Consider the following 25,053-nt stretch of genomic DNA (forward strand, 5'->3'; position numbering starts at 1 on the left):
ACGCAAAACTACTGGATTTTATCATATTTATACACTTAATATTATACTATTTTTTTGCCGAATTTACAAGAGTAAATTGACCTATTTCCGCATATTTTACGTTTAGTAGCATAATCAATATCGATACACGCATATTATTAAGCATTTTGCACAATAACAAAGGGCCTCCTGACAAAAAGAGGCCCTCGATGAGCGTTATTTTTTGGTGATAGCATTCCTTAAAGCCCTTAGCTCGTCAGGTTTTAGCTCTCTATACTCACCTGGTTTTAGCATACCAAGTTTAATCGGACCGATGGCAGTGCGCTTTAGTCTTGCGACTTCAAGTCCCACAGCTTCGCACATTTTTCTTATCTGACGGTTCCTGCCCTCATGGATAGTCATTTGAAGCACAACCCTGCCAGGCTGTTTGTCGAGCACGACAACTGAACACTCCTGCGTCATTTTGCCGTCTATTTCAACTCCTGAAGCAAGCTTTATGAGCTGCTCATCGTTTATGTCAGGTCTTACTGTAACACGATAAGTCTTAGCGATATGCCTTGAAGGGTGCATGATATCATTGGCAAAATTTCCGTCATTTGTGAAAAGTAACAGACCTTCTGAGTTTTTGTCAAGTCTGCCGATAGGATAAACTCTTTCAGGCACTTTTGTTAGAAGTTCAGTTACACACTTTCTATCAAGCTCATCACTCATTGTGGTAACATATCCTCTTGGCTTGTGGAGCATGATATAATAAAGCTGTCTTTTCTTGGCAACATATATTTTTTCCCCATCAAGGGTGATTATATCCTTGCCTGCAAAAGCCTTGTCGCCAAGCTTGCAAGGTCTGCCATTGACCTTTACTCTTCCCTCTGAGATATACTCCTCTGCCTTTCTTCTTGAACAAACACCACTGTCAGACATTATTTTCTGTATACGAATCTTTTCCATATTTTCTCCTTATTTATGTACGGCTCACATTGAGCCGTTATGCAAACAATTTTTTCAGTTTATCTAGATAATAGTGGAATATATCTGGCTTTTCAGGCTCTGCAAGCATCGCATCTTCCACCGCCGTGATATCCGTTCGGGCTATTTCCACATCATTGTAGTAAAACAATGCCAGCCCTATTTTATCTCCACTTTTCACAGGCGCATAAACAAACCTTGGCAGATATATCTTTGTCTTGACTTTGTAAGCCCTGCCGTTCAAAAGCACAGCACTTGCATTCCCTACCTTACATTTCACACTGTCGCTCACTCCGCCAACAACTGCAACATCAAAACTACTTTTATCCAATGGAAGCTTCTGTTTAGATACAAAATCAAAGCAATAATCATAGAGCTTTGAGTGATCATTCCAATCATCAGGAGCATTCAAGGTAACGCATATAAGCTCTTTATTCTTTCTGTCACAGGCTGAAACAAGACATCTCCTCGCCTTGTCCGTAAACCCCGTTTTTACGCCCACAATACCCTCACAGCTTTTTAAAAGCTTGTTTGAGTTAATTAGCCAGCGGTCATACGGTGGGTTTCCATAGCACAACTCAACCTTTTCAAGGTGACATATAGCCCTGAAATCTTCATTTTTCATTGCTTCCGCTGCAAGCTTTGCCATATCCGCTGCAGTGGAATAATGCTCATCTGTATCATCATCGAGCCCTGACGGCGTTACAAAATGAGTATCATTAAGCTCCAATTGTTCAGCCTTTTTGTTCATAAGCTGAACGAACTTGCCGATACTTCCTGCCACTCTTACCGCAGCAGCATTTGCAGCGTCATTTCCGCTTGGAAGAAGCATGCCACAGCATAGATCGCGTAGAGTGACTTTGTCACCATCTTGAAGACCCATGGACGAGCCTTCGACCTTTATAGCTTCGCTGTCTACCACGAACTGCTTGTCAAGATCTTCACCACTTTCAAGCACAAGAAGCACAGACATTATTTTGGTAGTGCTTGCCATCGGACGCCTTTCATAGGCGTTTTTCTCGAACAGCACATCACCTGTTTCACCGTCTATAACTATAGCACTCTTCGCGGATATCTCACTGAGATCGTCAGCACTGACATTCATACAGCAAAAGCACATCATCATGACCGTACAAATAAATACCGTCACGCATTTCAAACAAACCACACCCTTAAAATCAATTTCAAGGATTAGTTTGCTCACTTACACTTTTAAAATTCAGTAAAATTATTCCTCGTCTTCGTCCTCGTCGTCAGACTTTTTGCCAAGAAAATCTGTTATCTTATCTATTACCTCAGGTACCATATTTATGATAGCGTTTTCCTTTGTCGCATTCATTGAAAGCTGTAAAAGCTTTGCTTCGCCCTTGTAAACAGCGATAAAAGCGATAGGCTGGATAGTTACTCCTCCGCCTGAGCCACCGCCGAACGTTTCCTTTGTGCTTTTTGTTGGTAAGTCGGAGCCACCCGACGCAAAGCCCACTGATATCTTTGAAACTGGGATTATAGTAGTACCATCTGCGGTAACGATAGGCTTGCCCACAACAGTTTCGCAGTCTGCCATTTCACGGACCTTGTCCATTGCAGTTTTAACAAGTCCCTCGATCTTTGTACTTTCGCTCATTTTTCTCAACCTTTCGTATTTCAATTTGTTGCTTTAACTTCATTCTTCTTAGCCGCAAGCTCTTTACTGCGACGCTTGGCAGCACGCTTTTTCTTACGTCTGCCTGAAAGATATATTTTAAGAAAATTAACGCCCGTGCAAAACCCTATTGCTATCAAAGTGCTTGGTCTTACCCTGACTAAGGTATGAACGTCATATCCGAACTTTTTTTCATCAAAAATGCAGTTCACATCAGCTTTTTTAAGCTTTACTGTAAAAACACCCGCAAATATTGCAATGGTATTGAAAAGCCCTGCCTGCACCTTGCCGTATAGCATAGCCGCTTCGTAAGCGTCCTCTTTTCCAACGTCAAGAACTATCCTTGTGTCTGTAAAGCGTATAGCTTTCAGAAGCTTTTTGAAATATTTCCAGCCCATTGGAATATAAGGCTTCACCTTTTTATACTGCGCTTTCAGCTCATAGAACTTGCTTTTTTTCTTTTCTTTAGATTTGGAAACCGGCTTCTTTTCACCCTTATCCTTTTTATGAAAAAGCTTTCCGGCAAAGCCCTTTTTCTCCTGCTTCACAGTTATTTCCTCGGGTTTGTCCTCTGTACCAGCTTCAACATTGGTATCAGTATCAATATCAGAGATATTTTCCTGCTTATCCTCTACCTCAGACACGCTGACATTTTCATCTGCTTCATTCTTTTCTATTTTTTCAGGCTTAGCTTCAACAATTTGCTCGGACACTTCTCCTGTTTTATCAGGCGCATCATCAGTCTGTGGGACAGGTAAGCTTTCTTCAATATTGTCCTCAAACTCCTCATAATCATCAAAACTATCCTCAGGCAGTTCTGCTTTTTTTGATCTTTTCTGTTTTTTCTTCTTAGGCTTTCGTGGATATATTTCAAAAAACATATACCGTACTTTAAGATCAAAGCCTTTTTTATTCAGATCTATCTGTGCCGTAATGGAAAAATGAAGCAGGATAACAATAACCGCTATAATACCAAGCAGTATCCATAAAACAATTATCGTTATCATCTCCCCTCACGGTCATACTTTATTCTTCCGTATCATTCTCTTTTGTTATCTCGTCAATGGTTATCTGCTCCTGCTTATCAGGGATAGGCGGCAGATCGTCCAGGCTTGACAGCCTGAAACAACGAAGAAAATTGTCCGTTGTCTTGTATGCAATAGGTCTGCCAGGCAGGTCAAGTCTGCCTGCTTCTGCAAGCAAACCCTTATCCACGAGAGAATTTACAACTCCCGAGGAGTCAACTCCCCTGACGTGTTCGACAAAGCCCTTTGTTACAGGCTGATTGTATGCGACTATTGTCAGTGCCTCCATTGCCGCAGGGCTAAGAACAGAGTTTTTCTTTATCTCCAAAGCCGCCTTAATGAATGTCGCAAGCTCTTCTTTTGTGGCAAGCTGATATGACCCATTAAGGCTCAGAAGCGTAATTCCGCTTTCAGCCTTGCTATATTTATCCGCCAAAGAGCCAAGAGCTTCCTCAAGCTGATCTTTGACGATACCAACTGCCTCGCATAGCTTCTCGCTCTCCACAGGCTCTCCGCTTGCAAAAAGCACAGCCTCGACGGCTGCCTGTATATTTGAATGTTCCATAGATTATCCCTTTTCTTATTTTATCCGTAGCACCAGAAATTATTGTCTCCGTCATCGCCCACAGGTGAATATCCCCAATAATATCTTCTTTTTGCCCAGTAATTAGGCTTGAACACTGTGTCAGGGGTGATATCCGCAAGCTGTTCGATTAGCCTTATCTCCTCCATAGTTGCTTCGTCAGGCTGTTCGGGCTCAAGCTTTGCAATAGCAGGCTCGGTATATAAATCAACACTGTCTATCTTTTCAGATATCTGCTCCATTTCTGCCATGACCTCCTCAGCTGACTTCACCGGAGCATACGCCGCAATGAATTCACCTGATATGCGCTCGGATTTTGCAGATATATACCGCTTTGACTGAGAAGCTTCTTCACGCTCTGCGTCAACATCAGCAACTTCTTCTATCTCATTCGAAGGCTCATCGTCAAGTATATTTTCTATAGGCTCAGGCTCGGGGACAGCTTCTGTCGTTTCGCTTTCGATAACAACAGGCTTATCGAAGTCGGACTCGACTTTTTTGTTCTTTGAAGCCTTGTTGAAAAAAATCTTTGAGTTATCGTCATTGAGAAATATCCTGCCAGACTTTGTAAGCTCCAATATAGCAAGAAAAGTAGCGACTTTCTCACTTTTCTCCGTCATGCCGTCATAAAGGTCGCCCATATCGCATTCACCATGCTTATAAAGTCTTTTAAGGACATGGATTATCTTCGATGTGACCGATACTATCTTATGTGAAACTATCGGCTCAAACATCTTCGCTTTCAGCGGAACGCTCTCACGGGCTTTCTTTGATATGCCCATATAAGCGTCATAAAGGCACTGAGGGTCATGCTCACGGGTATAGGTCTTGTTTACAGGAAGCTTTATCGCCGTCCTTATAAAAACAAGGTCGCCAACGTAAACTTCACGGAGAGTCTGTGCCGCCTGTTTGCACAGAGAATACTCGATGATCCTGCCTTCAAGCTCTTTTTTAAGCTCTTTTGACTCCTCGTCATGAGGCAGAAGCGAACAGGTCTTTATGTATATAAGGCGTGCCGCCATTTCAAGAAAATCAGCGGCATCCTCATAATCCTCGTGGTCAAGATCATTGATATAGTCCATATACTGTTCAAGGAGCAAAGATATCTCAATATCGTAAATATTCAGTTTGTGCTTGCTGATAAGGTGAAGAAGCAAGTCAAGCGGTCCTTCAAACATATCCAGCTTGAACTGAGCAGCACTCATTTACGTTTTTCCTTTCGTGAACAGTTTTATTTCAAAAATATCGCTTTTAGTATAGGGTCAACCCAGAACGTAAGCTTATCCATTATCCAGAACATACCATTTTGTAACCAACCTATAGGCGTATCAAGAACGCCTGTTACAACGAGTATCATAAATGCAATAGCGATATAGTTCTGATACTGTGCCATAAAGCGATCTACCTTACTGCTTGTAAAGTAAGAAAGTATCTTCTGACCGTCAAGCGGCGGGATAGGTATAAGGTTGAACATTGCAAGTCCCACGTTTATAGCTGTAAAGTAATATAATATAAGCGACACATAGTAAAGAGCTATAGAATAATGCACTATATAAAGCACATAGAAAAGCTTATAAAGAACTATTCCGATAAGTCCCATTATGATATTTGAGATAGGACCTGCAGCTGCCGTGAGTGCCATGCCCTTCCTGTAATTCTTAAACCTGATAGGGTTTACCTGAACAGGTTTACCCCAACCAAAACCTATGAAGAATATGCACAATGCACCAATAGGGTCAAGATGTGCAAGAGGGTTAAGGGAAAGTCTACCCTGATAGCGTGGGGTATCATCCCCAAGCTTTGTTGCCGCCCATGCGTGAGCGTACTCATGGATAGGTATACACATGAAAATTACGATGAGCTTTGCACCGTAATCAAGAATTTTCTGCGGATCCATATTTTCATGACCTCCTGTCATTTCAAAACAAAATTACACAAATCACAAGTGTAATTATACACTATTTTCAATGAAATTTCAAGGCATTTTGTCTTTATTTTTAATCGAAAACTATAAATATATACGATTTTACGGAAATTTCAAAAAAAATCTCAAAAAGCCCTTGCAATTTCTTTTCAGTTATGCTATAATATTAAATATTGTGAATAATAGTATTGCATTTTTAAGGGTAAAGGAGGTGCAGCGTAATGGCAAAATGCGAGATCTGCGGTAAGGGCGTTACTTTTGGTATCAAGGTATCACACTCACACAGAAGAACAAACAGAACTTGGAAGCCAAATGTAAAGAGAGTTAAAGCTGTTGTAAACGGCACTCCTTGTCACATTTACGCTTGCTCAAGATGCCTGCGTTCAGGTAAGGTAGAAAGAGCTTAATGCTTGAATATTCCAAAAAATCGACTAGCTTCGCTAGTCTTTTTTTTATGCTTTTTAAGATACAACAAAAAAATCGGAGCCGAGTGTCATACTCTGCTCCGATTTTTATTATGCAGCGTGTCTGCCAAATGTTCTCTTATTCTCAGGCGGTGCAAAAACAGAATTAGCACCTGACGATGAATTGTCACTGTTCATATTGTTGTTGCTGAAACCGTGGTCGGTCTTATATATCATATCATAGTAGATTATAGCATTGGAAATGTTAATTCGCTCCTCGGCATAATTAGAATAATTGCTGATATAATCCTCGTCCACAACACCATCGTTTATTCGTGCGTTACAAGAATCCTGACAGTACGTTTCATTCACAGTGGTCTTGAACAGACCCTGATCGTCGTCCATATACACTGGGTTAGGATCATCTTTATATACTTGATTGCATGACACCGACGTTGCCACATTTTTGTAATCCGTAAGATCAAAATATGTGTTTTTCTGGCTATCATAGTAAACAGTATCTGTTACAAAATTGCCGTTTGGGAAGATAACAACATTTTCTTCGTTATCAGCAACAGAAAAGATATCATGACCAAGTGCATAGACATTTGAGAAGCCAAACATATTTCCAAGTGTTGGCTGAACGTCATACATGCCCATTATCTGCTTGACCTCTGTAGGCTCATAGCCGCCGTCCTTTGACCAGATTATAAAAGGTACTTTTCTGTTGAGGTTATAGTAGAAATCATCAACAGGAACATATCCCTCGTCATCTTCTGTAAGCACAGAATCGGTGAAAGGATTATAGTTGAAATATCGGTCATACTCCTCTGCCTTTATCTTTGCGTCATGGTCACCATAAATAACAACTACAGTGTTATCAAGAAGTCCTGCATTGTCAAGGTCTGTCATGAACTGACCGATAGCCTGATCTGCATAGTGAACAGACTTAAAATAAGATCCAAGCTTTGTACCCTCAAGGAACGGTGCAGATTTTTCCTCATACATCCCGTCCTCTTCGTTGTACATCTTATACTTGAAATCTACCTCATAGTCGCTCACACGCTCAATGTCAGTAAACGGCGTATGGTTTGTGAGCATAAGGAACGCACCATACCACTTATCATGCTCCTTGTTTATCTTCTCGATCTTAGGCACTGCCTGTCTGAAGAACGATTTGTCTGACAGACCAAGACCAATAGTTTCATCAATGTTAAAATCTTTGTTATAGTTAAAGAAATCATCATAACCAAGGGAATGATGTAGATTAAGTCTGTTCCAGTAAGAGCCGTTGTTGCCGTGCATACTGAAAGTATAATAGCCCTTCTTCTTAAGCATTTTCTGGGTAGTTGTGTAATCTCTGTCCCAATAGTTGATAGCAACTGTACCGCTTGAAGCTGGCATAAGTGAAGAAGCAAAGGTAAACTCGCTATCTGAGCTTGTTCCCACGCTCTCTTGAGCGTAGAAATTTGAGAAATAAAGGCCCTCTCTCGCAAGCTTGTTCATATTAGGCGTAAGCTCTTCTCCGTTTATATATGTATCCATACAGAATTGCTGAAAACTTTCAGCGTGGATAACTATAATGTTCTTATCCTTGAAAATATTTGTGTACTTGTTACTCTTTTCGGAAGTTTCTTCAGTCTTTGACTTATCGTCATAGAACTTATTGAAAACCTCCTCGCTCTCCTCGTAACCAAACATCATGTTTATTTTCGCATGAGTGCAGGAAATAACATCGCTGAACTGATATGTGTAAAGGCCAAAAGTGCCAAGAACATATTCTCTGTTCCACTGCTTAGCAAGTCTTGAATAATCAGTGCCGGTAAGTGTTGAGCAAAATATTCCTGCAAGACCTATGGAAACACAAAATGTTCCAAGAGCATATCCACGGCGCTTTCTCTTTTCCTTGACCTCGGTGATATAATCTCTTGTACGTCTTTTAAGAAGTATGTACACAACTATGATCACAGGGATATCCCACAGGAAAATAAGATCCTTTGGTTCCATGATGTTCTCAGTAACAGCGTCCATTACTCCGCCGAGCTGTGAAGCCGTTGAAATAAGCGACACTGAGATAAACGACTTATAATTTGTATAGTATATAGAATTTGCCGTACAAAGAATAGAAAAAATTATGGTGAGTATAAGCAAATATACAAATTGCTTTCTTGGCTTTTTAAACACATATGAAATTAGAGCAAGCAACAGTATAACTGCCATATCAGCCATGAGCGGTTTTATCTGGCTGTAATTAAACTTAACAGTAAATGCTCTAAGAAGAAATCCATTCAGAACAGATGCAAATACAAATGTTAGAAACAAGATGTTATCCTTCAGATATCCGCCTATTCCGCTGCGGATCTTTGTTATGACCTTATTCATTTATATCTCCTTTTCAATTTACTTTATTCAGTCGCAAAGAATATTGTATAATTTTTTCTGATAAAAGTCAAGCATATTAAAACCTTTTCAGTGAAATACACAAAACTTTCCTCAAACTAGCCAACTAATTTAAAGGCAATATTCCTTGAACAAAGTATATTTTACTCCCATTGAACCTTAATGTCAACAAATTAAGCTGAAATTTCAGCTATTTTTCACTTTTGTAATAATCGCGTAAAACAATTTACATTTTATGTATGTTCAAATAATTTAACTGTACAATAATCTCAATGTGCTTTTGTTTATATGGAATAAATATATTAAAATCGACAAAGTTTTTTGTCAAAAATCAAAAATAATTGAAAATAGTATAGAAATACATTATAATATGAATGTCTGAGCATAACAATGAGCACGGAGGAAAACAATGATAAAACTTATTGCAACTGACATGGACGGCACTTTGCTTGACAATAACAAGCAGCTTCCCGAAAATTTTGACAACATAGTAAAACGGCTGTTTAATAAAAATATCAGATTTGTTATTTCAAGTGGCAGAAGCTACTGTACGCTAAAAAAACAGTTTTCTGAATATCTTGACGACATGACATTTATTTGCGACAATGGTGCATATGTTGTTGATAAAGGAAAACTTCTTTCGGTTTCAGTGTTGCCAAAGGATACTGTTAAAGAAGCTGTTAGATTTTGCGACAAATTAGGACTTACAGTCCTTCTTTGCGGAAAAAATGGCACATGGCATAACTCAAGAAATGATAGTCAGCACCAAGAAATTGCTTCATACTATGTAAATCAAGTAAAGATGGAGGATCTCACCCTTGTTGACGATGATGTTTTCAAGATAGCCGTTTTTGAAGAAAGCGGCATTGAAAATGACGGCTACTGCAAGCTTGAAGAACGTTTCGGCGAAAATTTCAATGTGCAGCTTTCAGGTAAATACTGGACGGATATAATGAATAAAGGCGTAACAAAAGGCACTGCACTGCGAACCATAGAAAACCGCATTGGTGTACGATATGAAGAAACCATGGCTTTCGGCGATTATCTTAACGATGTTGATATGCTCAACAATTCTTACTACAGCTTTGCAATGTCAAATGCTCATGAGTCTATTAAAAAGGTAGCAAATTTCATGACAGGCTCAAACAATGACAACAGCGTTATGAAAGAAATCGAAAAACACTGCCTTGCATAAATAAAACATAAACAAAGCGATCTGACCAAAAATCAGACCGCTTTTTCTTATAATCTCATTTTAAAATCATCATAGCCGAACTCTTTTATAAGCTCCAACTCGCCGTCAAGCTTTTGAAGATATATTGACGGCAAAGGCATTCCGTTGAAAGTGTTGTTTTTACACATAGAATATATAGCCATATCACAGAAAACAAGCCTGTCACCCTCTTTAAGAGGCTCGTCAAAGGAATAGTCACCGATTATATCTCCTGCAAGACAGGTCGGACCGCCAAGGCGATAGGTGTAAGCCTTTTCGTCTGCCTGCCCTGAACCGATGATATTCGGTCGGTAAGGCATTTCCAGAACGTCAGGCATATGACAGGCTGCTGAGGCATCAAGGATAGCAAGATCCATGCCGTTTTTAGCCGTGTCTATCACCTCTGAAACAAGATATCCTGCATTGAGTGCAACAGCCTCGCCCGGTTCAAGATAGACCTGAACACCATATTTGTCATGAAGATAATTCACACACTCGATAAGGGTATCTAGGTCATAGTCATCACGGGTTATGTGATGTCCACCACCAAGATTTATCCATTTCATATTGTAAAGATACTTGCCGAACTTCTCCTCAATATGTGGTATCGTTCTTTTTAGCACATCAGAGCCTTGCTCACACATAGTATGAAAATGCAGACCATCTATGCCATCGATAAGACTGTCATCAAAATTATCTAAAGTTGTTCCGAGCCTTGAATTTTTGAAGCATGGATTGTAGATATCAGTTTTGATCTCCGAATACTCAGGATTGCACCTTATTCCGCAGGATATCTTCCTGCCGCTTTTTTCAACAATGCCCTTGAATTTCTGCCACTGTTTTGGTGAGTTGAACACGATATGGTCGCATATCTGAACAAGCTCATTCATGTCCTTTTCTGTGTATGCAGGAGAATAAACATGAACTTCTCCGTCAAACTCTTCCCTGCCAAGCTTTGCCTCATAAAGACCGCTGGCGGTAGTGCCTTTCAAGTGCTGTGATATCATAGGATATGTGCTATACATGGAAAAAGCTTTCTGTGCCAAAAGTATTTTACAACCCGTTTTCTCCATGACATTATCCAAGATAGTCAGATTTTTTAGAAGCTTTGCTTCGTCAACAACATAACAAGGGGTTTTCACCTTAGAAATATCAAACATTCTTTTCCTCCACAGCTCATCTATATGAACCATCGTTGATAAAGTTTACTGTAATATTTTTGTTTTTCATTCTTGCGTCCATAAAAACACTAAGAACACCCTTGGCAAATTCAAGACTCTCCTCAGGAATATCGTCAAAGTCATGTATCATTATTTCCAATGGCTCTTCGACTTCACATAGCTTCTCATAAAGCTTGTCGCCGTTAGCTATAGAATCCATATCATGAGCAAGCGCCTTGCTGACATATGGGTAAAACATATCAGCATTTACCATTTTAACATCGTCTATCATCAATATCATTTACTCGTCCCCCATAAATTTTACTGCTGTTCCGTATGCAATCACCTCAGCCGCGCCTGCCGCAATAGCAGATGAAGCATATCTTATATTAACTACTGCATCAGCACCCAATTGTTCAGCTTCAACCACCATTCTCTTCGTGGCAAGAGCTCTTGCATCATTCATCATCTCATTATAGGCAGTAAGTTCTCCGCCAACAAGATTTTTAAAGCTCTGCATGATATCCTTTCCGACATTTTTGGTCTGGATAGTTGAGCCTTTGACAAGCCCAAGCATTTCAAGCTTTTTGCCAGAAATATAATCAGTATTTACTAAGATCATCATCTTCGCCCTTCTTTATTTCTTTTATACGCTGAATAAGCACCGTTATCGCAACGCCTGACAGCAATGCAGGAACTACCAGAGCAATTATCTTTGCAAGCATAGGAACACCATTCATATATGCAAAAATAACGCCAATAGCTATATAATAAATAGATATCAAAGCAACTATCACAACTGGTGCTATCATTTTTTTTGTTTTGGTTTTCACTTTTCGTCACCTTTAATCAAAAACCATTTTCTTTTTGCCGTTTTTGTTTCGTGGATACTCTCTTATCCTGATGATATTGGCTGTATTCACGATACTTTCGTTTCGGTCATCACCCTGAGTAACACTCACCCAGCCATCGCCTATCTCTTCAAGTGTGCAGTCTATAACTGATGAAAGCGAACCTCCCTGCGAAACTGTATAAACAAGCACCTCTTGTCCGAGATATCTCGCAAAAGCTTCTTCGATCTTCATTTTTTTCTCCTATTAGTCAACAAGAACAGGATCAAAGTTCTCTGTCCAAGGCAGACCCCACTTGTTAAGTGCGTCCATGAATGGATCCGGATCAAACTCCTCTATATTGTGTACGCCCGGCTTTTTCCACTTGCCTGTGAGTATCATCATTGCGCCTATCATTGCAGGCACGCCTGTTGTGTAGGAGATAGCCTGTGAACCGACTTCCTTATAGCACTCCTGATGATCGCATACGTTGTAAACGTAATATGTCTTGTCCTTGCCGTCCTTTTTGCCCTGGAAGATACAACCGATATTTGTCTTACCCTTTGTTCTTGGACCGAGTGAAGCTGGATCAGGAAGAACTGCTTTAAGGAACTGTAGCGGTACTATCTTCTTGCCCTCAAAGTCAATAGGCTCGATAGATGTCATGCCCACGTCCTCAAGGCATTTAAGGTGTGTAAGATAGCTTTGACCAAATGTCATGAAGAAACGAATCCTCTTGATACCCTTGATGTTGAGCGCAAGTGATTCAAGCTCTTCGTGATGAAGAAGATACATATCCTTTTCGCCCACCTGATCGAAGTTATAAACTCTCTTTATCTCCATTGGCTCAGTTTCTACCCACTTGCCGTCCTGAATATAAGAACCCTTTGCGGAAACTTCTCTTATGTTTATCTCAGGATTGAAGTTCGTTGCGAATGGATAGCCATGATCGCCTCCGTTACAGTCGAGGATATCTATATAGTTTATTTCGTCAAAATAATGCTTCTGAGCATATGCACAGAAAACACCTGTTACACCTGGGTCAAAGCCAGATCCGAGAAGCGCTGTGATACCAGCCTTTTCAAATCTCTCTCTATAAGCCCACTGCCACTTATATTCAAACTTTGCAGTGTCCTCAGGCTCATAGTTTGCTGTGTCAACATAGTCTACTTTACACTCAAGACAAGCGTCCATAATGTGAAGATCCTGATAAGGCAGAGCCACGTTGATACAAATATCAGGCTTATACTCTTTCATAAGAGCCACAAGCTCAGGCACGTTGTCTGCGTTCACCTGTGCAGTTGTGATATTTGTCTTTGTCTTATCCTGAAGTTCCTCCTTGAATTTATCGCACTTTGACTTTGTTCTGCTGGCGATACAGATATCAGTAAATACCTCGCTGTTCTGACAGCACTTGTGTATAACTACACCTGCAACTCCGCCTGCACCGATTATCAATGCTCTTGACATATTAGATCATTCCTTTCTATTTTATCAATTATACTTATTTACTTATAAAAATACAAAAGTATCTCTCTCAGCAGCTTGCAGGCAAGTGCTGTTGAACGTCCTGTCTGATCGTAAACAGGGGACAGCTCATTCACATCAAAACCCACGATATTGAGCTTTGCAACTTCCTCCACTGCGAACATAAGCTCCTTAAAAGTAACTCCGCCTGCCTCTGGAGTACCAGTGCCGGGAAACTCTGAAGGATCAAGCACATCAAGATCAAGTGTAAAGTAAACAGGCTTTCCCTGAAGTTTTTTTACTATGCTGTCAAGTCTGAAGAAGCCGAACTTTTCCATAAAAGTATGCTCTTTCGCAAACTTGAACTCGTCCCTGTCACCGCTTCTAATGCCAAATTGATATATCTTTCCGTCGCCCACAATATCCCAGCATCTATGAAGCACACAGGCGTGTGACTCTTTCACACCAAGGTAATCGTCCCTCAGATCGGCATGAGCGTCAAAGTGAACGATATGCAGATCTGGATATTTCTCTGCCACAGCTCTAATCGCACCGAGAGTGACAAGGTGTTCGCCGCCTATCATGCAAGGCACTTTGCCGTCGTCAAGTATTTCAGCAGTGCGGTCATGGATATCCCTCAGTGCGCCCTCAGGATTGCCAAATGGCACTTCAAGGTCGCCGCTGTCGAACACATTCACATCAAGGAGGTCCTTATCTTGATATGGTGAATAAGTCTCAATGCCGAAGCTCTCATTGCGCATTGCAGAGCTTGCAAATCTTGTACCCGGTCTGAACGAAGTTGTACTGTCATATGGTGCGCCGAAAAGGACTATCTTAGAATCATCATATTCACAATCACAGCCTATAAAGGTATGAACATTCTTTTCCATACTTCTCTCCTTTAGTCACAGTCCTCAAGTACATCAAGGACGTAATTCGGCAGTGCGAAACAGCCCTTGTGAAGCTCTGTGTTATAATATCTTGTCTTTATGCCGAACTTTTTCCACTCATCAGCCTTAAGGTCATATATAGGGTGAAGATTTTTCGAGGCAAAGCCGAAAAGCCAATGACCCGACGGATAGGTAGGTATATGTGTCTGATAGACCATTGAAACTGGGAACGCACTGCCTATTCTTCTGTGTGTGCGCTTTACCATATCCACATAGGAATCATAATAAGTGCTTTCATGTTGGTTTATCAATATTCCCTGATCTGTGAGCGCCTTTGAGCAGTTGCCGTAAAATTCTTTTGTAAAAAGTCCCTCTCCCGGTCCAAACGGGTCTGTGGAGTCAACTATAATAAGGTCATATTCATTTTCCTTGCGGCGAACGAATTTCAGACCGTCCTCAATATAGAGGGTAAGTCTAGGGTCGTCAAATGCACAGGCTGTCTGTGGAAGATACTCTTTGCACACGTTCACCACCTGCTCATCTATCTCCACCATATCTATCTTTTCAATAGTGTTATATCTGCAAAGCTCACGGATAGTTCCACCATCCCCCGCACCAATAACAAGCACCTTTTTTATCTCAGGATTGACCGCCATAGGAACTGCAGTTACCATTTCATGATAGATGAACTCGTCCTTTTCGGTAAGCATTATAAAGCCGTCAAGCACTAATACCCTGCCGAACTCATATGTGTCAAAAACGTCTATTTCCTGATAATAGCTTTTTTTAGAATAAAGCTGTTTTTTTACACGAATGGTGAAATTAACATCGTCCGTATGTTTCTCAGTAAACCAAAGATCCATAAAATGTATCTCCTCTCTATGAATTTACCACTACGTTTATGTTGTTTATCTCAAGATCCTCCGTACCTGTAAGAAAACAGCCCTTTTCTTTACAGTATGCGATATAATTAAGTATGTCGGAAGTTATCTTTTCACCAGGGGCAAGGATAGGTATTCCCGGCGGATAGCACATAACAAACTCTCCGCATATCATACCGTTGCTTTCTTCGATAGGCACTGATTTTTTCTCGCTGTAGAAAGCTTGCTGCGGCGGTATCTCAACGATAGGATTGATATATTCGTGGTCAAACATTCCTGACGGGTCTTTTGAATAAAGCCTTTTAATTTCGGAAAGTGCGGATATAAAACGCTCTATCTCAAGCTCTCTATCTCCTGCGGAAACTATAGCAAGTATATTTCCGATATCACCGAACTCTATCTGAATGTCGTAATCGTCACGGAGAATGTCATAGACCTCAACACCTGCCAATCCCATGGCTCTTGTGTGAACGGAAAGCTTTGTGCTGTCAAATGCGAAGATATCGTCACCGTTTTCAAGCTCCCGACCGAAAGCGTAATAGCCACCTATCTTATTTATCTCTTCCCTTGCATAATCGGCATAGTCAACTGCCTTTTTAAAAAGCTCCTTGCCGTTGAGCGCAAGATTTTTTCTTGCAAGGTCAAGGGATACCATAAGCAGATAAGAGCCACTCGTGGTCTGAGTGAGGTTAATTATCTGTCTTACATAACCCTCTGAAACAGTGTCTGCACAAAGAAGGAGCGATGACTGCGTTAGGCTTCCTCCTGTTTTGTGTATTGATACTGCCGCCATATCTGCTCCTGCCGCCATTGCAGAGCAAGGCAGACCCTCACCAAAATAAAGGTGAGTGCCATGTGCTTCGTCCGCAAGCACCAACATACCATGCTCATGGGCAAGCTTGACGATGCTTTTTATATCAGAGCAAATTCCGTAATAAGTCGGGTTATTCACCAAAACAGCCTTTGCATCAGGATTTTCCTTGATAGCTTTTTCAACGTCCTTAACGGACATTCCAAGAGGTATTCCAAGCCGTTTATTTGTGCCTGGGTTTACATAAACAGGTATAGCACCGCACACAACAAGTGCATTGATAGCACTTCTGTGAACGTTTCTCGGCATTATTATCTTATCTCCTGCCTTACAGCTTGTAAATATCATCGTCTGAACTGCAGCAGTTGTGCCGTTTACAATAAAAAATGCGTGCTTAGCACCGAATGCCTCGGCGGCAAGCATTTCAGCGTCTTTTATTACAGAAACAGGGTGACAAAGGTTGTCAAGTGGCTTCATAGAGTTCACATCGCACTTCAGACAATCCACGCCCAAAAAGTCACGAAGCTCCTTATTCATTCTTCCGCCCTTGTGACCAGGTACGTCAAGACGCACCACTCTGTTCCTCATATGTTTTTTTAAAGCCTCATACACAGGTGCGTTATTCTGTGTTAAGTTCAAATCTATCACTACCTTATCAGTATATGTTCATGCCGCTGTATATCTCGATCATCTCACGGCGCAGACTATCTGTTATGTCAAGCCTTTGCTTCGGCGTAAGCTCATATACGTCCTGCTTGAAAAGATAATTCTGCAAGTCGATATCCTTAATGAGAAGCTTGGTATGGAAAATGTTCGACTGGTAAACATTGACATCTATTGCGTCATATTTAGTCAGCGTATTTTTATCTATATAATCCTGAATCGAAGTTATCTTGTGATCGATAAAAAACTTCTTTCCCAAAACATCTCGCGTAAAGCCTCTTACTCGGTAATCAATAGTTATAATATCAGAGTCAAAGCTGCTAATAAGATAATTCAGTGCGTTTAGCGGAGAAATAGTTCCGCAAGTAGAAACGTCTATATCCACTCGGAATGTGGAAATGGAGTTGTCTGGGTGATATTCAGGAAATGTGTGAACAGTTACATGGCTTTTGTCAAGGTGAGCGTGTATCATTTCAGGCACATCGCCGCCTATTTTTCCTTGATTGCACGAGTGGTCGATACTGTCCTCATCGAGGGCTTTTTCAGCAATAAGCACGTTCACAGACGCACCCTGCGGCTCATAATCCTGTTTTGATATATTAAGTATCCTTGCGCCTATCATCTCAGTAACGTCGCAAAGAATTTTCGTAAGTCTTTCTGAATTATACTGCTCGTCAATATAAGCAATATATTCCTTTTGTTCTCTTTCAGTTTTGGCATAACATACATCATATATGTTAAAGCTAAGGGTCTTGGTTAGATTATTAAAACCATACAAAGAAAGCTTCTGCTCCAACCCTAACATCACCCGTCCTTTCGGATAAAATAATCAGCCTATCAAGACTAAAATTATAGACTTGTTTTCATTATACCACATCTCGATCAAAAAGTACATAGTTTTACGCACTTTTTTCATATTTTTTTATTAAGCATGGCATAAGTGTGGCAATAAAATAAAAAAGGTTGAAATCAAGAAGAAAATAGTGTATAATAAGTTCTGATAATTGTTACAGGAGAAATATACAATGTTATTGAATGTTGAACATCTTTACAAATATTTCAATGGGCAGGCACTGCTCAAGGATATAAATTTCACAGTTGAAGACAGAGAAGCCGTTGGACTTATCGGCGTAAACGGATGCGGAAAGTCTACCCTGCTTAATATCATTACAGGCAGTGAGGGCTATGACAAGACCCCCGAAGGACTAGGCTCTGTGAATATCGCAGGCAAGGCTTCCATTGGTTTTTTAAGGCAGAACAGCGGACTTAATTCTGAACTTACCATAGGTGAGGAAATGAAGAACGCTTTCGCTCCCCTCCTTGAAACACTGGATAAAATGAAAGTCCTTGAAAAGAAAATGGCAGATGGCGGAGATATTGACAGTATAAGCCACGAATATGCCGAGCTTTCTTCATACTTTGAGGCTCGGGACGGATATAGGATAGATGTAAAAATAAAGCAGGTGCTTAACGGCATGGGCTTTGGCTCAACACCTACAGACAGAGTAATCTCTACCCTTTCAGGCGGTGAAAAAACACGTCTTGCACTAGCTAAGCTTCTTCTTGAAGAGCCTAATCTGCTTATACTTGACGAGCCTACCAACCACCTTGATTTTGAAACGCTCATGTGGTTAGAGGACTATCTCAAAGGCTACAAGGGTGCAATAATCATAGTTTCACACGACAGATATTTTCTAAACAAGGTCTGTACGAGAATATGTGAGATAGAACAAGGCAGGCTCACATCATATCGAGGGGACTATTCCTCCTATCTTGTGCAAAAGAAAATGAACTCAGAGCGTCAGCTCAAAGAATATGAGGCACAGCAAAAAGAGATAGCAAAGCTTGAGGACTATGTGGCGAAAAATCTCGTCAGGGCGTCAACCTCAAAAATGGCGAAGTCAAGACAGCATATGCTTGACCGTATCGAGCGTATCGACAAACCGCTTATGTACTCAAAACCTCCAAAGATAAAGCTTGAATATGATATTGAACCAACAAAGGATATCGTACGAGTTGTTGACTGTCCGCTGGTTGTTGGCGATGGTGCTGACAAAAAGGAGCTTATAAAGTCACTTACCATGAACGTTCGCCGTGGAGAGCACGTTGCTATAATCGGTGCAAACGGTATCGGAAAAACTTCCATACTGAAACTTATCCAAGGCATTATCCCACACGAGGGTGGGAATATAAGCTGGGGCGGAAACGTGAAGATATCCTATTTTGAACAGGAACACGCTATACTTGATCCCCGTAAGACAGTGCTTGAAGAAATAATGGATCGCTATCCAAGATTATCAGAACAACAGGCAAGAAGTGTACTAGGTGCAGTTCTGCTTACAGGCGAGAATGTGTTCAAGCCTATTTCTGTTCTCAGCGGTGGCGAAAGGGCGAAGCTTTGCTTTGCCATAATGGCTCTCAATCGTGGAAATGTACTTGTGCTTGACGAGCCTACAAACCACCTTGACCTAAGCACAAAAGAAGTGCTGGAGGACGCTTTGGCAGAGTTTGGTGGAACGATAATCCTTGTATCTCATGACAGATATCTACTCAACAAGGTAGCAAGCAGGATAATAGAGATAAAGCATGATGAGGTGAACTCATACGAGGGCAACTTTGACGCATACAGCGAAGCGGTGAACGCTGCCCGTCAGCTCAAGATGCAGAGCGAAGCAGAGATAAAGCGGGCTGAAGAGGAAAAAGCGTACAAAGAAAAGAAAGCAAGACAATATCGCAGTAAGGAACAGCGTGCTGCTGACGCTCAAAAACGCAACCGCATAAGAGAACTTGAAAAGGAGATCGAAGACACAGAAGTTCTGATATTTGAACTTGAAAATGCCATATCTGACCCTGAGATAGCTTCCGACTACAGCAAAATGAGCGAGAAATGCAAAGAGCTTGAAGAAGCCAAAACCGCCCTTGACCAGAAAATGGACGAATGGGCAGAACTTTCCGACCAGCTTTCATAAACAAATTTTCACAAAAATCACCCCTTATGAGTATAATGATACAGCACAGACTGACATTATACATAAGGGGTGTTTGTTTTGGAGATAAAAAGGCTGTCAGAGTATGAAATAAAAGTTATTCTTAACGAAAAAGATATGCGGATAATGAATATATCCTTTGAAGATTTTGAGAAAAACAACAAAAGAAGCAAAGATTTTTTATCTGAACTCATGTTTATACTCAAGGAGACAGGACTTATAAAAATATCCGAAGGAAATATTGAAGTTGATGTTGCTTTGACAAGTGAAGAAACAATAAACATATATTTTATACTACCTAAAAACGACAATCATCACACCACTGAACTTGCCATAATCAGCTACGATCCAAACGAGCTAATATCAAAAGCTACTGAAATACACAAAAAATACTCCGAAAAGATTATAAAAAGCAGTCTGTATCAGCTTCCTAGTGGTCATGCTCTAATCTTCACCATAGGATACGCACGCTCAACAGTTGCGAAAAAAGCTTTACTGAAAACCTGTACTACTGACAACGTGATTATAAACCAAATAAAGGAGTACAGCCCATTATTGAGCAGTACTCCTTTTGAAAAACTAAACTATTTCTCTTAGAAGCTTAACAGCCTCTGGCATATCGTTTGCCTTAAAAGCATATGTTCCCGTTACTAAAGTGTCTGCACCCGATTCTTTAAGCAAACCGGCAGTTTCGAGATTTACGCCACCGTCAACCTGAAGTCTGATATCCCTTTCCGTCTGGTCAATTAGATATCTCACTTCGCTTATTTTTTCGAGAGTGTCAGGAATAAACTTTTGACCGCCAAAACCTGGGTTTACTGTCATAACGAGTACCATATCAACAGATTTAAGAAATGGCTGGATCGCACTTACAGGTGTTGCAGGCTTAATGGAGATTCCTGCCTTTATCCCCCTCGAATGTATTTTGTCAATAACAGCTTGCGGATCATCAGCCGCCTCATAATGAAAAGTTATAAGGTCAGCTCCAAGATCTGCGTAGTTATCAATATATCTGATAGGATCGCAAATCATGAGATGAACGTCTACTGGAACTGTTATGCTTTTGCCAACACTTTTCAAAAGCGGTTCGCCAAAACTTATATTTCTCACAAACATTCCGTCCATGACATCATAATGAATCCAGTCAACACCAGCGTCCTCAGCACGCTTTATCTCGAACGCAAGGTTTGAAAAGTCGCAGGCAAGCAGCGACGCAGAAACGATAATATCCAATTGAAAGCCTCCGTTAATTCAATATCTTCCCACTTAATATTGTCCTATAATTTCAGTTTCTATTATACAACACCACTGGGGCATTGTCAAGCTTGTTCGTCAAGAGTTAATGTATAAGCTGGAATAAATTCATCAAGAAAAACATTTGCTTCTGGAATATTCATTGCGACAATAGATTCAAGTGTAGATTTTTCAGCTGATGCAAAATCAGTATTTCCCATTTGTCTTTCTTCAAGGCACTTTATAAGTGCAGAAAGCTTATCAGCCGCTTTAACAAGAGTCCATGCTTCTTCTTCCTGTGGAGTTTTACAGAAAAGCGGCTCAAAGTCCTCTTTCAGATCATCAGGAAGATAAGACACCAGAGTATTTTTGGCTTTCTGCTCGATCTCATCATATGCGCCTTTTATCTCATGGCTATAATATTTTATAGGCGTAGGCAAGTCACCTGTGATTATCTCGGTGACATCATGATACATAGCAAGCAGCGCACATCTCTCAGGAGAAACATTACCGCCAAATCGCTTATTTCTAATAAGTGCAAGCACATGTGCGATAAAAGCAACTTCAAGTGAATGCTCGCTAATATTCTCATTGATCGTGTTTCTCATAAGTGCCCAGCGATTTATATATTTCATACGAGATATCACTGCAAAAAATTTACTTTCTGACATATCAACACTCCTATACTATACACAAAAATCGGGACGATGCTTTTCATCGTCCCGAAAAATTTCTGATCTTATCTTACAATTGTAAGAAGAACACCAGCAGCAACGGCTGAACCGATAACGCCGGCAACATTAGGACCCATAGCGTGCATCAACAGATAGTTTGTAGGAACTTCCTGCTGACCGACCTTCTGAGAGATACGGGCTGCCATTGGAACGGCAGATACACCTGCTGAACCGATAAGAGGATTGATCTTGTGACCTGAAAGAACATACATAAGCTTACCAAGAAGTACGCCGCAGGCTGTACCAATTGAGAATGCCACAACGCCAAGTGCCATAACTTCTGCAAACTGAATGTTCATGATCTTATCTGCCTGTGTTGTTGCACCAACTGTTACGCCAAGGAAGATAGTGATGATGTTCATAAGCTCATTCTGAGCAGTCTTAACAAGTCTGTCGCAGACGCCACTCTCTTTAAGAAGGTTACCAAACATGAGCATACCAACCAGTGGAGCTGCTGAAGGAACCATGAGTGAGATAACGATAGTTACGAGGATAGGGAAAATAAGCTTTTCTACCTTAGAAACAGGTCTTAGCTGACCCATTACTACAGAACGCTCTTTCTTTGTTGTAAGAGCCTTCATGATAGGCGGCTGGATAATAGGAACAAGAGCCATATATGTATAGGCTGCAAGTGCAATAGTACCAACGCCGATATTACTATTTGATGTAAGAAGTCTTGAAGATACATAGATAGATGTAGGACCGTCTGCACCGCCGATGATAGCGATAGAACCACACTCAGCAGCACTCATGCCGAAGAGAGCCGCACCGATGAATGTAAAGAAGATACCGCCCTGTGCAGCAGCACCCATAAGAAAGCTCTTAGGGCTTGCGATCAGCGGACCAAAGTCTGTCATAGCACCGATTCCAAGGAATATGAGTGGTGGATAGATCTGAAGCTTAACGCCCATGTAAAGGATATCCAACAGACCACCCTTTTGAAGTATCTGACCGTAATCTATATAGTGGTCATTGCCTGCAACCGTTTTATAGTTCCAGAAGTCTGGATGATACATCTCAGCGTATGGCAGGTTTGTAAGCAGCATACCGAATGAGATAGGCAAAAGCAGAAGTGGCTCAAAGCCCTTTGCAATAGCCAGATACATAAATACGAATGAAATAAGTATCATTATGATATTTTTCCAGCCGCCGTCTACGAGGAAACCCGCAAAACCCGACTGTGACGCCAAAGACGCCATGGTATCAAGAAATGAATTAATTATTGACATCTATTATCACGTTCCTTTCACGTCAACTGCACTAAAATGGTCTTGTATTGTCTATTATGCCTGCGGTAGACCATGCAGGTCTTTGAGGCTTGGCAGTTTTAACGCTCTTAAGAACGAGCTTCTTGCCCTCTGCACTGCTCATAGCCGAAATTGCAGCCATGATAACAGCAACTGTTTCTTCTTCAATGCCGTCTTCTACAACAGGAGCAGCAGCCTTTATTGGCTCTGGCTTAGCAACAGCCTTTGCAGCTTCAGCAGCTTTTTTTGCCTCTTCAGCCTTTCTTGCTGCTCTGCCGTTGATAACGTCAAATATCTTGCCGTATATCGACACAAGCAGAATAAGCAGAACAAGTCCGATAAATACCACAACTAAACCCGTGATAACGACAGAGGCAACAGTTCCAGCACCGAGATCTTTTTGGTCTGGACTGATCGTACTCTTTGCCGCAACCATCTGAGCTGCAGTGTTAAGAAAATTGATCATAAAAATTCTCCTTACTGTAAGTATAATAAAACTTAATATTATTATACACCAAAGCCACACAAATAGCAAGACTTTTTCCCACATTTTTTTCACAAAATTATCTCCAAGTCAACACCTATTTTTGTTATGATTTCTGATAAAAGTGCATAAATACGCAAAAAAACTTATATATTGGGCACACTTGCAAATATCATGTTAAGATGTTATAATATCTTTACATAATAATGTTACGGAGATGATTTTTTTGTCTGACAAATTTTTAAATTGGCTTGAGGAATTTACACCACATCTTATTGCGGCGGCTGTTATTTTTCTTTTAGGAATACTTCTTGACAAGCTTGTTTTGAAGGTCATGCACAAAGGTTTGAGTATGCGTCGAACAGATGTGACTATACATAAATTTCTCACATCTGTGGTACACACTGTATTGCTTATTATAATAATAGTAATGGCACTTTCTGCACTTCAAGTACCTATGTCATCAATAGTCGCAACTATTGGTGCAGCAGGTCTTGCTATCGGTCTTGCTCTTCAAAACAGTCTTTCAAACGTCGCAGGCGGCTTTATCATACTTTTTTCAAAGCCTTTTAAATGCGGTGATTATGTAAAAATAGGCGACTCAGAGGGAACTGTTGACGCTATCTCTATACTTTACACCACCCTAAAGACCCTTGAGAATAAGATGATATTTATACCAAACGGAGTTGTTTCACAATCGACTATTACGAATATAACTGCTGACGACAAACGTCGCCTTGAACTGAAATTCTCTATCAGCTACAATGACGACCACAACAAGGCAATGGCTATTCTTAGAGAAATGCTCAATGATGAGCCAAGGGTAATAAACGAGCCTGACAAGCCGCTTGTGGCTGTCTGCGAGCATGGTGCAAGCGCTATAATCCTTATCATGCGTGTATGGATACCGACCGATGCTTACTGGGAGATACGATACAAATTTCTCAAAGAGGCAAAGGAACGCTTTGACGCAAACGGCATTTCCATACCATTCGACCAACTTGACGTACATATATCAAAATAACAAAAGTCCGCAGGCGAGCATCTGCGGACTTTTTACCTCATATCTTCCCTGTTCTTATATAAAAATCTGTTCACATCAATACTGTCTGCAATTGGTAGCTTGGTTTTGTCACAGTATGTTTTTTCAAGACTTTCAAGCTTCTCTGCTATTCTAAGCTGACCGTCAAGCGCACTTTTTATACACTCCGCAAAAGGACTTCCGCATAGATCACTGTAGGTCTGACAAAACTCCTTTGAATACGCCTTGACAAAGAATCTTGCTTCTTTTATTATATTTCCGTCAGTTACCATTGTTATCCTCCAGACTTGTGAGCAACCCTGAACGCTGATTTTTCAAAGCCGCTGTAAGCTTTTGCATATCTTCCTTTAGCTGCGGCTCTTTTATCTCACTCACATAATGCTCAAACCTGTCTATCATGCAGTTTTCAGACACGATAAGTCTTTTTATCGCCGCAAACTGTTCCTCAGTTATCATAAAGACCGCCTCCCGATATTATTATACCGAAG

At 40.8% G+C, this 25,053-nt stretch carries 29 protein-coding genes; 5 read left to right on the plus strand and 24 right to left on the minus strand.

The window, feature by feature from the left end; all coding sequences use genetic code 11:
• Positions 1-195: 195 nt before the first annotated feature.
• Genes AB5Z01_RS07055 through AB5Z01_RS07085 form a run of 7 tightly spaced genes read right to left on the minus strand, consistent with a single transcriptional unit; the run spans position 196 to position 6,092 of the window.
• Complete coding sequence (locus AB5Z01_RS07055; protein ID WP_117864042.1) at positions 196-927, minus strand: pseudouridine synthase; 732 nt, start codon at positions 925-927, stop codon at positions 196-198.
• 37 nt (positions 928-964) lie between these two features.
• Positions 965-2,149 (minus strand): D-alanyl-D-alanine carboxypeptidase family protein, encoded by a 1,185-nt coding sequence (locus AB5Z01_RS07060; RefSeq protein ID WP_287216112.1) that lies wholly within the window; start codon positions 2,147-2,149, stop codon positions 965-967.
• 24 nt (positions 2,150-2,173) lie between these two features.
• Positions 2,174-2,569 (minus strand): GerW family sporulation protein, encoded by a 396-nt coding sequence (gene ytfJ, locus AB5Z01_RS07065; protein ID WP_022288406.1) that lies wholly within the window; start codon positions 2,567-2,569, stop codon positions 2,174-2,176.
• Positions 2,570-2,589: 20 nt separating this feature from the next.
• The gene (locus tag AB5Z01_RS07070; RefSeq protein ID WP_195220887.1) at positions 2,590-3,594 is read right to left on the minus strand and encodes a hypothetical protein; all 1,005 of its coding nucleotides are present in this window, start codon (positions 3,592-3,594) and stop codon (positions 2,590-2,592) included.
• A 19-nt stretch (positions 3,595-3,613) separates the two neighbouring features.
• On the minus strand, positions 3,614-4,177 hold the full coding sequence (scpB, locus tag AB5Z01_RS07075) for an SMC-Scp complex subunit ScpB (RefSeq protein ID WP_046440628.1): 564 nt from the start codon (positions 4,175-4,177) through the stop codon (positions 3,614-3,616).
• 20 nt (positions 4,178-4,197) lie between these two features.
• Complete coding sequence (locus AB5Z01_RS07080; RefSeq protein ID WP_287216109.1) at positions 4,198-5,400, minus strand: ScpA family protein; 1,203 nt, start codon at positions 5,398-5,400, stop codon at positions 4,198-4,200.
• Between the two features lie 26 nt (positions 5,401-5,426).
• Positions 5,427-6,092 carry a site-2 protease family protein gene (locus AB5Z01_RS07085; RefSeq protein WP_368365410.1) on the minus strand — a complete coding sequence of 222 codons (666 nt, stop codon included), beginning with the start codon at positions 6,090-6,092 and terminating at the stop codon, positions 5,427-5,429.
• A 248-nt stretch (positions 6,093-6,340) separates the two neighbouring features.
• Here AB5Z01_RS07085 and rpmB point away from each other — a divergent pair, with 248 nt between their 5' ends.
• On the plus strand, positions 6,341-6,526 hold the full coding sequence (gene rpmB / locus AB5Z01_RS07090; protein WP_022288401.1) for a 50S ribosomal protein L28: 186 nt from the start codon (positions 6,341-6,343) through the stop codon (positions 6,524-6,526).
• 108 nt (positions 6,527-6,634) lie between these two features.
• Here the strand turns inward: rpmB and AB5Z01_RS07095 are convergent, their stop codons facing one another.
• The gene (locus AB5Z01_RS07095) at positions 6,635-8,905 is read right to left on the minus strand and encodes an LTA synthase family protein (RefSeq protein WP_287216464.1); all 2,271 of its coding nucleotides are present in this window, start codon (positions 8,903-8,905) and stop codon (positions 6,635-6,637) included.
• A 427-nt stretch (positions 8,906-9,332) separates the two neighbouring features.
• Between AB5Z01_RS07095 and AB5Z01_RS07100 the strand changes: the two genes are divergently transcribed.
• Complete coding sequence (locus tag AB5Z01_RS07100; protein WP_117864034.1) at positions 9,333-10,118, plus strand: HAD family hydrolase; 786 nt, start codon at positions 9,333-9,335, stop codon at positions 10,116-10,118.
• A 47-nt stretch (positions 10,119-10,165) separates the two neighbouring features.
• On the opposite strand, the gene nspC is transcribed toward AB5Z01_RS07100, so the two are convergent.
• From nspC to speD, 10 genes are read right to left on the minus strand one after another with little or no spacing between them, the layout of a single operon-like run.
• The gene (gene nspC, locus AB5Z01_RS07105) at positions 10,166-11,296 is read right to left on the minus strand and encodes a carboxynorspermidine decarboxylase (protein WP_368365411.1); all 1,131 of its coding nucleotides are present in this window, start codon (positions 11,294-11,296) and stop codon (positions 10,166-10,168) included.
• A 16-nt stretch (positions 11,297-11,312) separates the two neighbouring features.
• Positions 11,313-11,597 carry a hypothetical protein gene (locus tag AB5Z01_RS07110; RefSeq protein WP_046439728.1) on the minus strand — a complete coding sequence of 95 codons (285 nt, stop codon included), beginning with the start codon at positions 11,595-11,597 and terminating at the stop codon, positions 11,313-11,315.
• Entirely contained in the window at positions 11,598-11,918 is a 321-nt protein-coding gene (locus AB5Z01_RS07115; RefSeq protein WP_038673184.1) for a YbjQ family protein, read from the minus strand.
• The gene (locus AB5Z01_RS07120) at positions 11,899-12,129 is read right to left on the minus strand and encodes a hypothetical protein (RefSeq protein WP_022288395.1); all 231 of its coding nucleotides are present in this window, start codon (positions 12,127-12,129) and stop codon (positions 11,899-11,901) included. The genes AB5Z01_RS07115 and AB5Z01_RS07120 overlap by 20 nt, the downstream gene beginning before the upstream one ends.
• Before the next feature lie 12 nt (positions 12,130-12,141).
• A complete protein-coding gene (locus AB5Z01_RS07125; RefSeq protein WP_117891712.1) occupies positions 12,142-12,381 on the minus strand; it encodes a hypothetical protein in 240 nt (79 codons plus the stop codon).
• Between the two features lie 12 nt (positions 12,382-12,393).
• Complete coding sequence (locus AB5Z01_RS07130; protein WP_022288393.1) at positions 12,394-13,596, minus strand: saccharopine dehydrogenase family protein; 1,203 nt, start codon at positions 13,594-13,596, stop codon at positions 12,394-12,396.
• A gap of 38 nt (positions 13,597-13,634) precedes the next feature.
• Positions 13,635-14,483, minus strand: a complete 849-nt coding sequence (gene speB / locus AB5Z01_RS07135; protein ID WP_287215190.1) for an agmatinase — start codon at positions 14,481-14,483, stop codon at positions 13,635-13,637.
• An 11-nt stretch (positions 14,484-14,494) separates the two neighbouring features.
• Positions 14,495-15,346: a polyamine aminopropyltransferase gene (speE, locus tag AB5Z01_RS07140; protein ID WP_038671730.1), complete on the minus strand. Its 852-nt coding sequence runs from the start codon at positions 15,344-15,346 to the stop codon at positions 14,495-14,497.
• A gap of 16 nt (positions 15,347-15,362) precedes the next feature.
• Complete coding sequence (locus tag AB5Z01_RS07145) at positions 15,363-16,814, minus strand: aminotransferase class I/II-fold pyridoxal phosphate-dependent enzyme (RefSeq protein ID WP_287215188.1); 1,452 nt, start codon at positions 16,812-16,814, stop codon at positions 15,363-15,365.
• Positions 16,815-16,830: 16 nt separating this feature from the next.
• Positions 16,831-17,646: an adenosylmethionine decarboxylase gene (gene speD / locus AB5Z01_RS07150; RefSeq protein WP_287215186.1), complete on the minus strand. Its 816-nt coding sequence runs from the start codon at positions 17,644-17,646 to the stop codon at positions 16,831-16,833.
• Positions 17,647-17,863: 217 nt separating this feature from the next.
• Here speD and AB5Z01_RS07155 point away from each other — a divergent pair, with 217 nt between their 5' ends.
• Both AB5Z01_RS07155 and AB5Z01_RS07160 read left to right on the plus strand, forming a co-directional pair.
• Positions 17,864-19,807 carry an ABC-F family ATP-binding cassette domain-containing protein gene (locus AB5Z01_RS07155; RefSeq protein ID WP_287215184.1) on the plus strand — a complete coding sequence of 648 codons (1,944 nt, stop codon included), beginning with the start codon at positions 17,864-17,866 and terminating at the stop codon, positions 19,805-19,807.
• Positions 19,808-19,885: 78 nt separating this feature from the next.
• Positions 19,886-20,422, plus strand: a complete 537-nt coding sequence (locus AB5Z01_RS07160; protein WP_195220880.1) for an adaptor protein MecA — start codon at positions 19,886-19,888, stop codon at positions 20,420-20,422.
• Here the strand turns inward: AB5Z01_RS07160 and rpe are convergent.
• The 4 genes from rpe to AB5Z01_RS07180 form a co-directional block, all read right to left on the minus strand.
• Positions 20,405-21,058 carry a ribulose-phosphate 3-epimerase gene (rpe, locus tag AB5Z01_RS07165; protein ID WP_022286755.1) on the minus strand — a complete coding sequence of 218 codons (654 nt, stop codon included), beginning with the start codon at positions 21,056-21,058 and terminating at the stop codon, positions 20,405-20,407. The genes AB5Z01_RS07160 and rpe overlap by 18 nt on opposite strands.
• Positions 21,059-21,144: 86 nt before the next feature.
• Positions 21,145-21,729 carry a 5'-deoxynucleotidase gene (yfbR, locus tag AB5Z01_RS07170; RefSeq protein WP_038671721.1) on the minus strand — a complete coding sequence of 195 codons (585 nt, stop codon included), beginning with the start codon at positions 21,727-21,729 and terminating at the stop codon, positions 21,145-21,147.
• Between the two features lie 68 nt (positions 21,730-21,797).
• Positions 21,798-23,021 carry a sodium ion-translocating decarboxylase subunit beta gene (locus AB5Z01_RS07175; RefSeq protein ID WP_022286753.1) on the minus strand — a complete coding sequence of 408 codons (1,224 nt, stop codon included), beginning with the start codon at positions 23,019-23,021 and terminating at the stop codon, positions 21,798-21,800.
• A 31-nt stretch (positions 23,022-23,052) separates the two neighbouring features.
• Positions 23,053-23,505: an OadG family transporter subunit gene (locus AB5Z01_RS07180; protein ID WP_117864018.1), complete on the minus strand. Its 453-nt coding sequence runs from the start codon at positions 23,503-23,505 to the stop codon at positions 23,053-23,055.
• 235 nt (positions 23,506-23,740) lie between these two features.
• Here AB5Z01_RS07180 and AB5Z01_RS07185 point away from each other — a divergent pair, with 235 nt between their 5' ends.
• Positions 23,741-24,547, plus strand: a complete 807-nt coding sequence (locus AB5Z01_RS07185; RefSeq protein ID WP_117864016.1) for a mechanosensitive ion channel family protein — start codon at positions 23,741-23,743, stop codon at positions 24,545-24,547.
• A 32-nt stretch (positions 24,548-24,579) separates the two neighbouring features.
• Here AB5Z01_RS07185 and AB5Z01_RS07190 read toward each other — a convergent pair whose 3' ends face one another.
• Entirely contained in the window at positions 24,580-24,837 is a 258-nt protein-coding gene (locus tag AB5Z01_RS07190) for a hypothetical protein (RefSeq protein ID WP_022286750.1), read from the minus strand.
• Positions 24,827-25,021: a hypothetical protein gene (locus tag AB5Z01_RS07195; protein WP_022286749.1), complete on the minus strand. Its 195-nt coding sequence runs from the start codon at positions 25,019-25,021 to the stop codon at positions 24,827-24,829. Before AB5Z01_RS07195 ends, AB5Z01_RS07190 begins: the two co-directional genes overlap by 11 nt.
• Between the last annotated feature and the right edge of the window lie 32 nt (positions 25,022-25,053).

Origin of the sequence: Ruminococcus sp. RTP21359st1_H3_RTP21359_211015 (genome assembly GCF_040909065.1) — a bacterium.
Lineage (GTDB): Bacteria > Bacillota > Clostridia > Oscillospirales > Ruminococcaceae > Hominimerdicola > Hominimerdicola aceti.

Bases quoted from the DNA above. Each gene is read 5' to 3' on its own strand.
- AB5Z01_RS07195 (WP_022286749.1), bottom strand. From the start codon at position 25,021: ATGATAACTGAGGAACAGTTTGCGGCGATAAAAAGACTTATCGTGTCT.
- AB5Z01_RS07055 (WP_117864042.1), bottom strand. From the start codon at position 927: ATGGAAAAGATTCGTATACAGAAAATAATGTCTGACAGTGGTGTTTGT.
- AB5Z01_RS07070 (WP_195220887.1), bottom strand. From the start codon at position 3,594: ATGATAACGATAATTGTTTTATGGATACTGCTTGGTATTATAGCGGTT.
- AB5Z01_RS07110 (WP_046439728.1), bottom strand. From the start codon at position 11,597: ATGATATTGATGATAGACGATGTTAAAATGGTAAATGCTGATATGTTT.
- yfbR (WP_038671721.1), bottom strand. From the start codon at position 21,729: ATGTCAGAAAGTAAATTTTTTGCAGTGATATCTCGTATGAAATATATA.
- nspC (WP_368365411.1), bottom strand. From the start codon at position 11,296: ATGTTTGATATTTCTAAGGTGAAAACCCCTTGTTATGTTGTTGACGAA.
- AB5Z01_RS07115 (WP_038673184.1), bottom strand. From the start codon at position 11,918: ATGATCTTAGTAAATACTGATTATATTTCTGGCAAAAAGCTTGAAATG.
- AB5Z01_RS07155 (WP_287215184.1), top strand. From the start codon at position 17,864: ATGTTATTGAATGTTGAACATCTTTACAAATATTTCAATGGGCAGGCA.
- AB5Z01_RS07185 (WP_117864016.1), top strand. From the start codon at position 23,741: ATGATTTTTTTGTCTGACAAATTTTTAAATTGGCTTGAGGAATTTACA.
- AB5Z01_RS07085 (WP_368365410.1), bottom strand. From the start codon at position 6,092: ATGGATCCGCAGAAAATTCTTGATTACGGTGCAAAGCTCATCGTAATT.
- AB5Z01_RS07130 (WP_022288393.1), bottom strand. From the start codon at position 13,596: ATGTCAAGAGCATTGATAATCGGTGCAGGCGGAGTTGCAGGTGTAGTT.
- AB5Z01_RS07100 (WP_117864034.1), top strand. From the start codon at position 9,333: ATGATAAAACTTATTGCAACTGACATGGACGGCACTTTGCTTGACAAT.
- AB5Z01_RS07175 (WP_022286753.1), bottom strand. From the start codon at position 23,021: ATGTCAATAATTAATTCATTTCTTGATACCATGGCGTCTTTGGCGTCA.
- speB (WP_287215190.1), bottom strand. From the start codon at position 14,483: ATGGAAAAGAATGTTCATACCTTTATAGGCTGTGATTGTGAATATGAT.
- ytfJ (WP_022288406.1), bottom strand. From the start codon at position 2,569: ATGAGCGAAAGTACAAAGATCGAGGGACTTGTTAAAACTGCAATGGAC.
- rpmB (WP_022288401.1), top strand. From the start codon at position 6,341: ATGGCAAAATGCGAGATCTGCGGTAAGGGCGTTACTTTTGGTATCAAG.
- AB5Z01_RS07095 (WP_287216464.1), bottom strand. From the start codon at position 8,905: ATGAATAAGGTCATAACAAAGATCCGCAGCGGAATAGGCGGATATCTG.
- speE (WP_038671730.1), bottom strand. From the start codon at position 15,346: ATGGATCTTTGGTTTACTGAGAAACATACGGACGATGTTAATTTCACC.
- AB5Z01_RS07080 (WP_287216109.1), bottom strand. From the start codon at position 5,400: ATGAGTGCTGCTCAGTTCAAGCTGGATATGTTTGAAGGACCGCTTGAC.
- scpB (WP_046440628.1), bottom strand. From the start codon at position 4,177: ATGGAACATTCAAATATACAGGCAGCCGTCGAGGCTGTGCTTTTTGCA.
- AB5Z01_RS07125 (WP_117891712.1), bottom strand. From the start codon at position 12,381: ATGAAGATCGAAGAAGCTTTTGCGAGATATCTCGGACAAGAGGTGCTT.
- AB5Z01_RS07180 (WP_117864018.1), bottom strand. From the start codon at position 23,505: ATGATCAATTTTCTTAACACTGCAGCTCAGATGGTTGCGGCAAAGAGT.
- AB5Z01_RS07190 (WP_022286750.1), bottom strand. From the start codon at position 24,837: ATGGTAACTGACGGAAATATAATAAAAGAAGCAAGATTCTTTGTCAAG.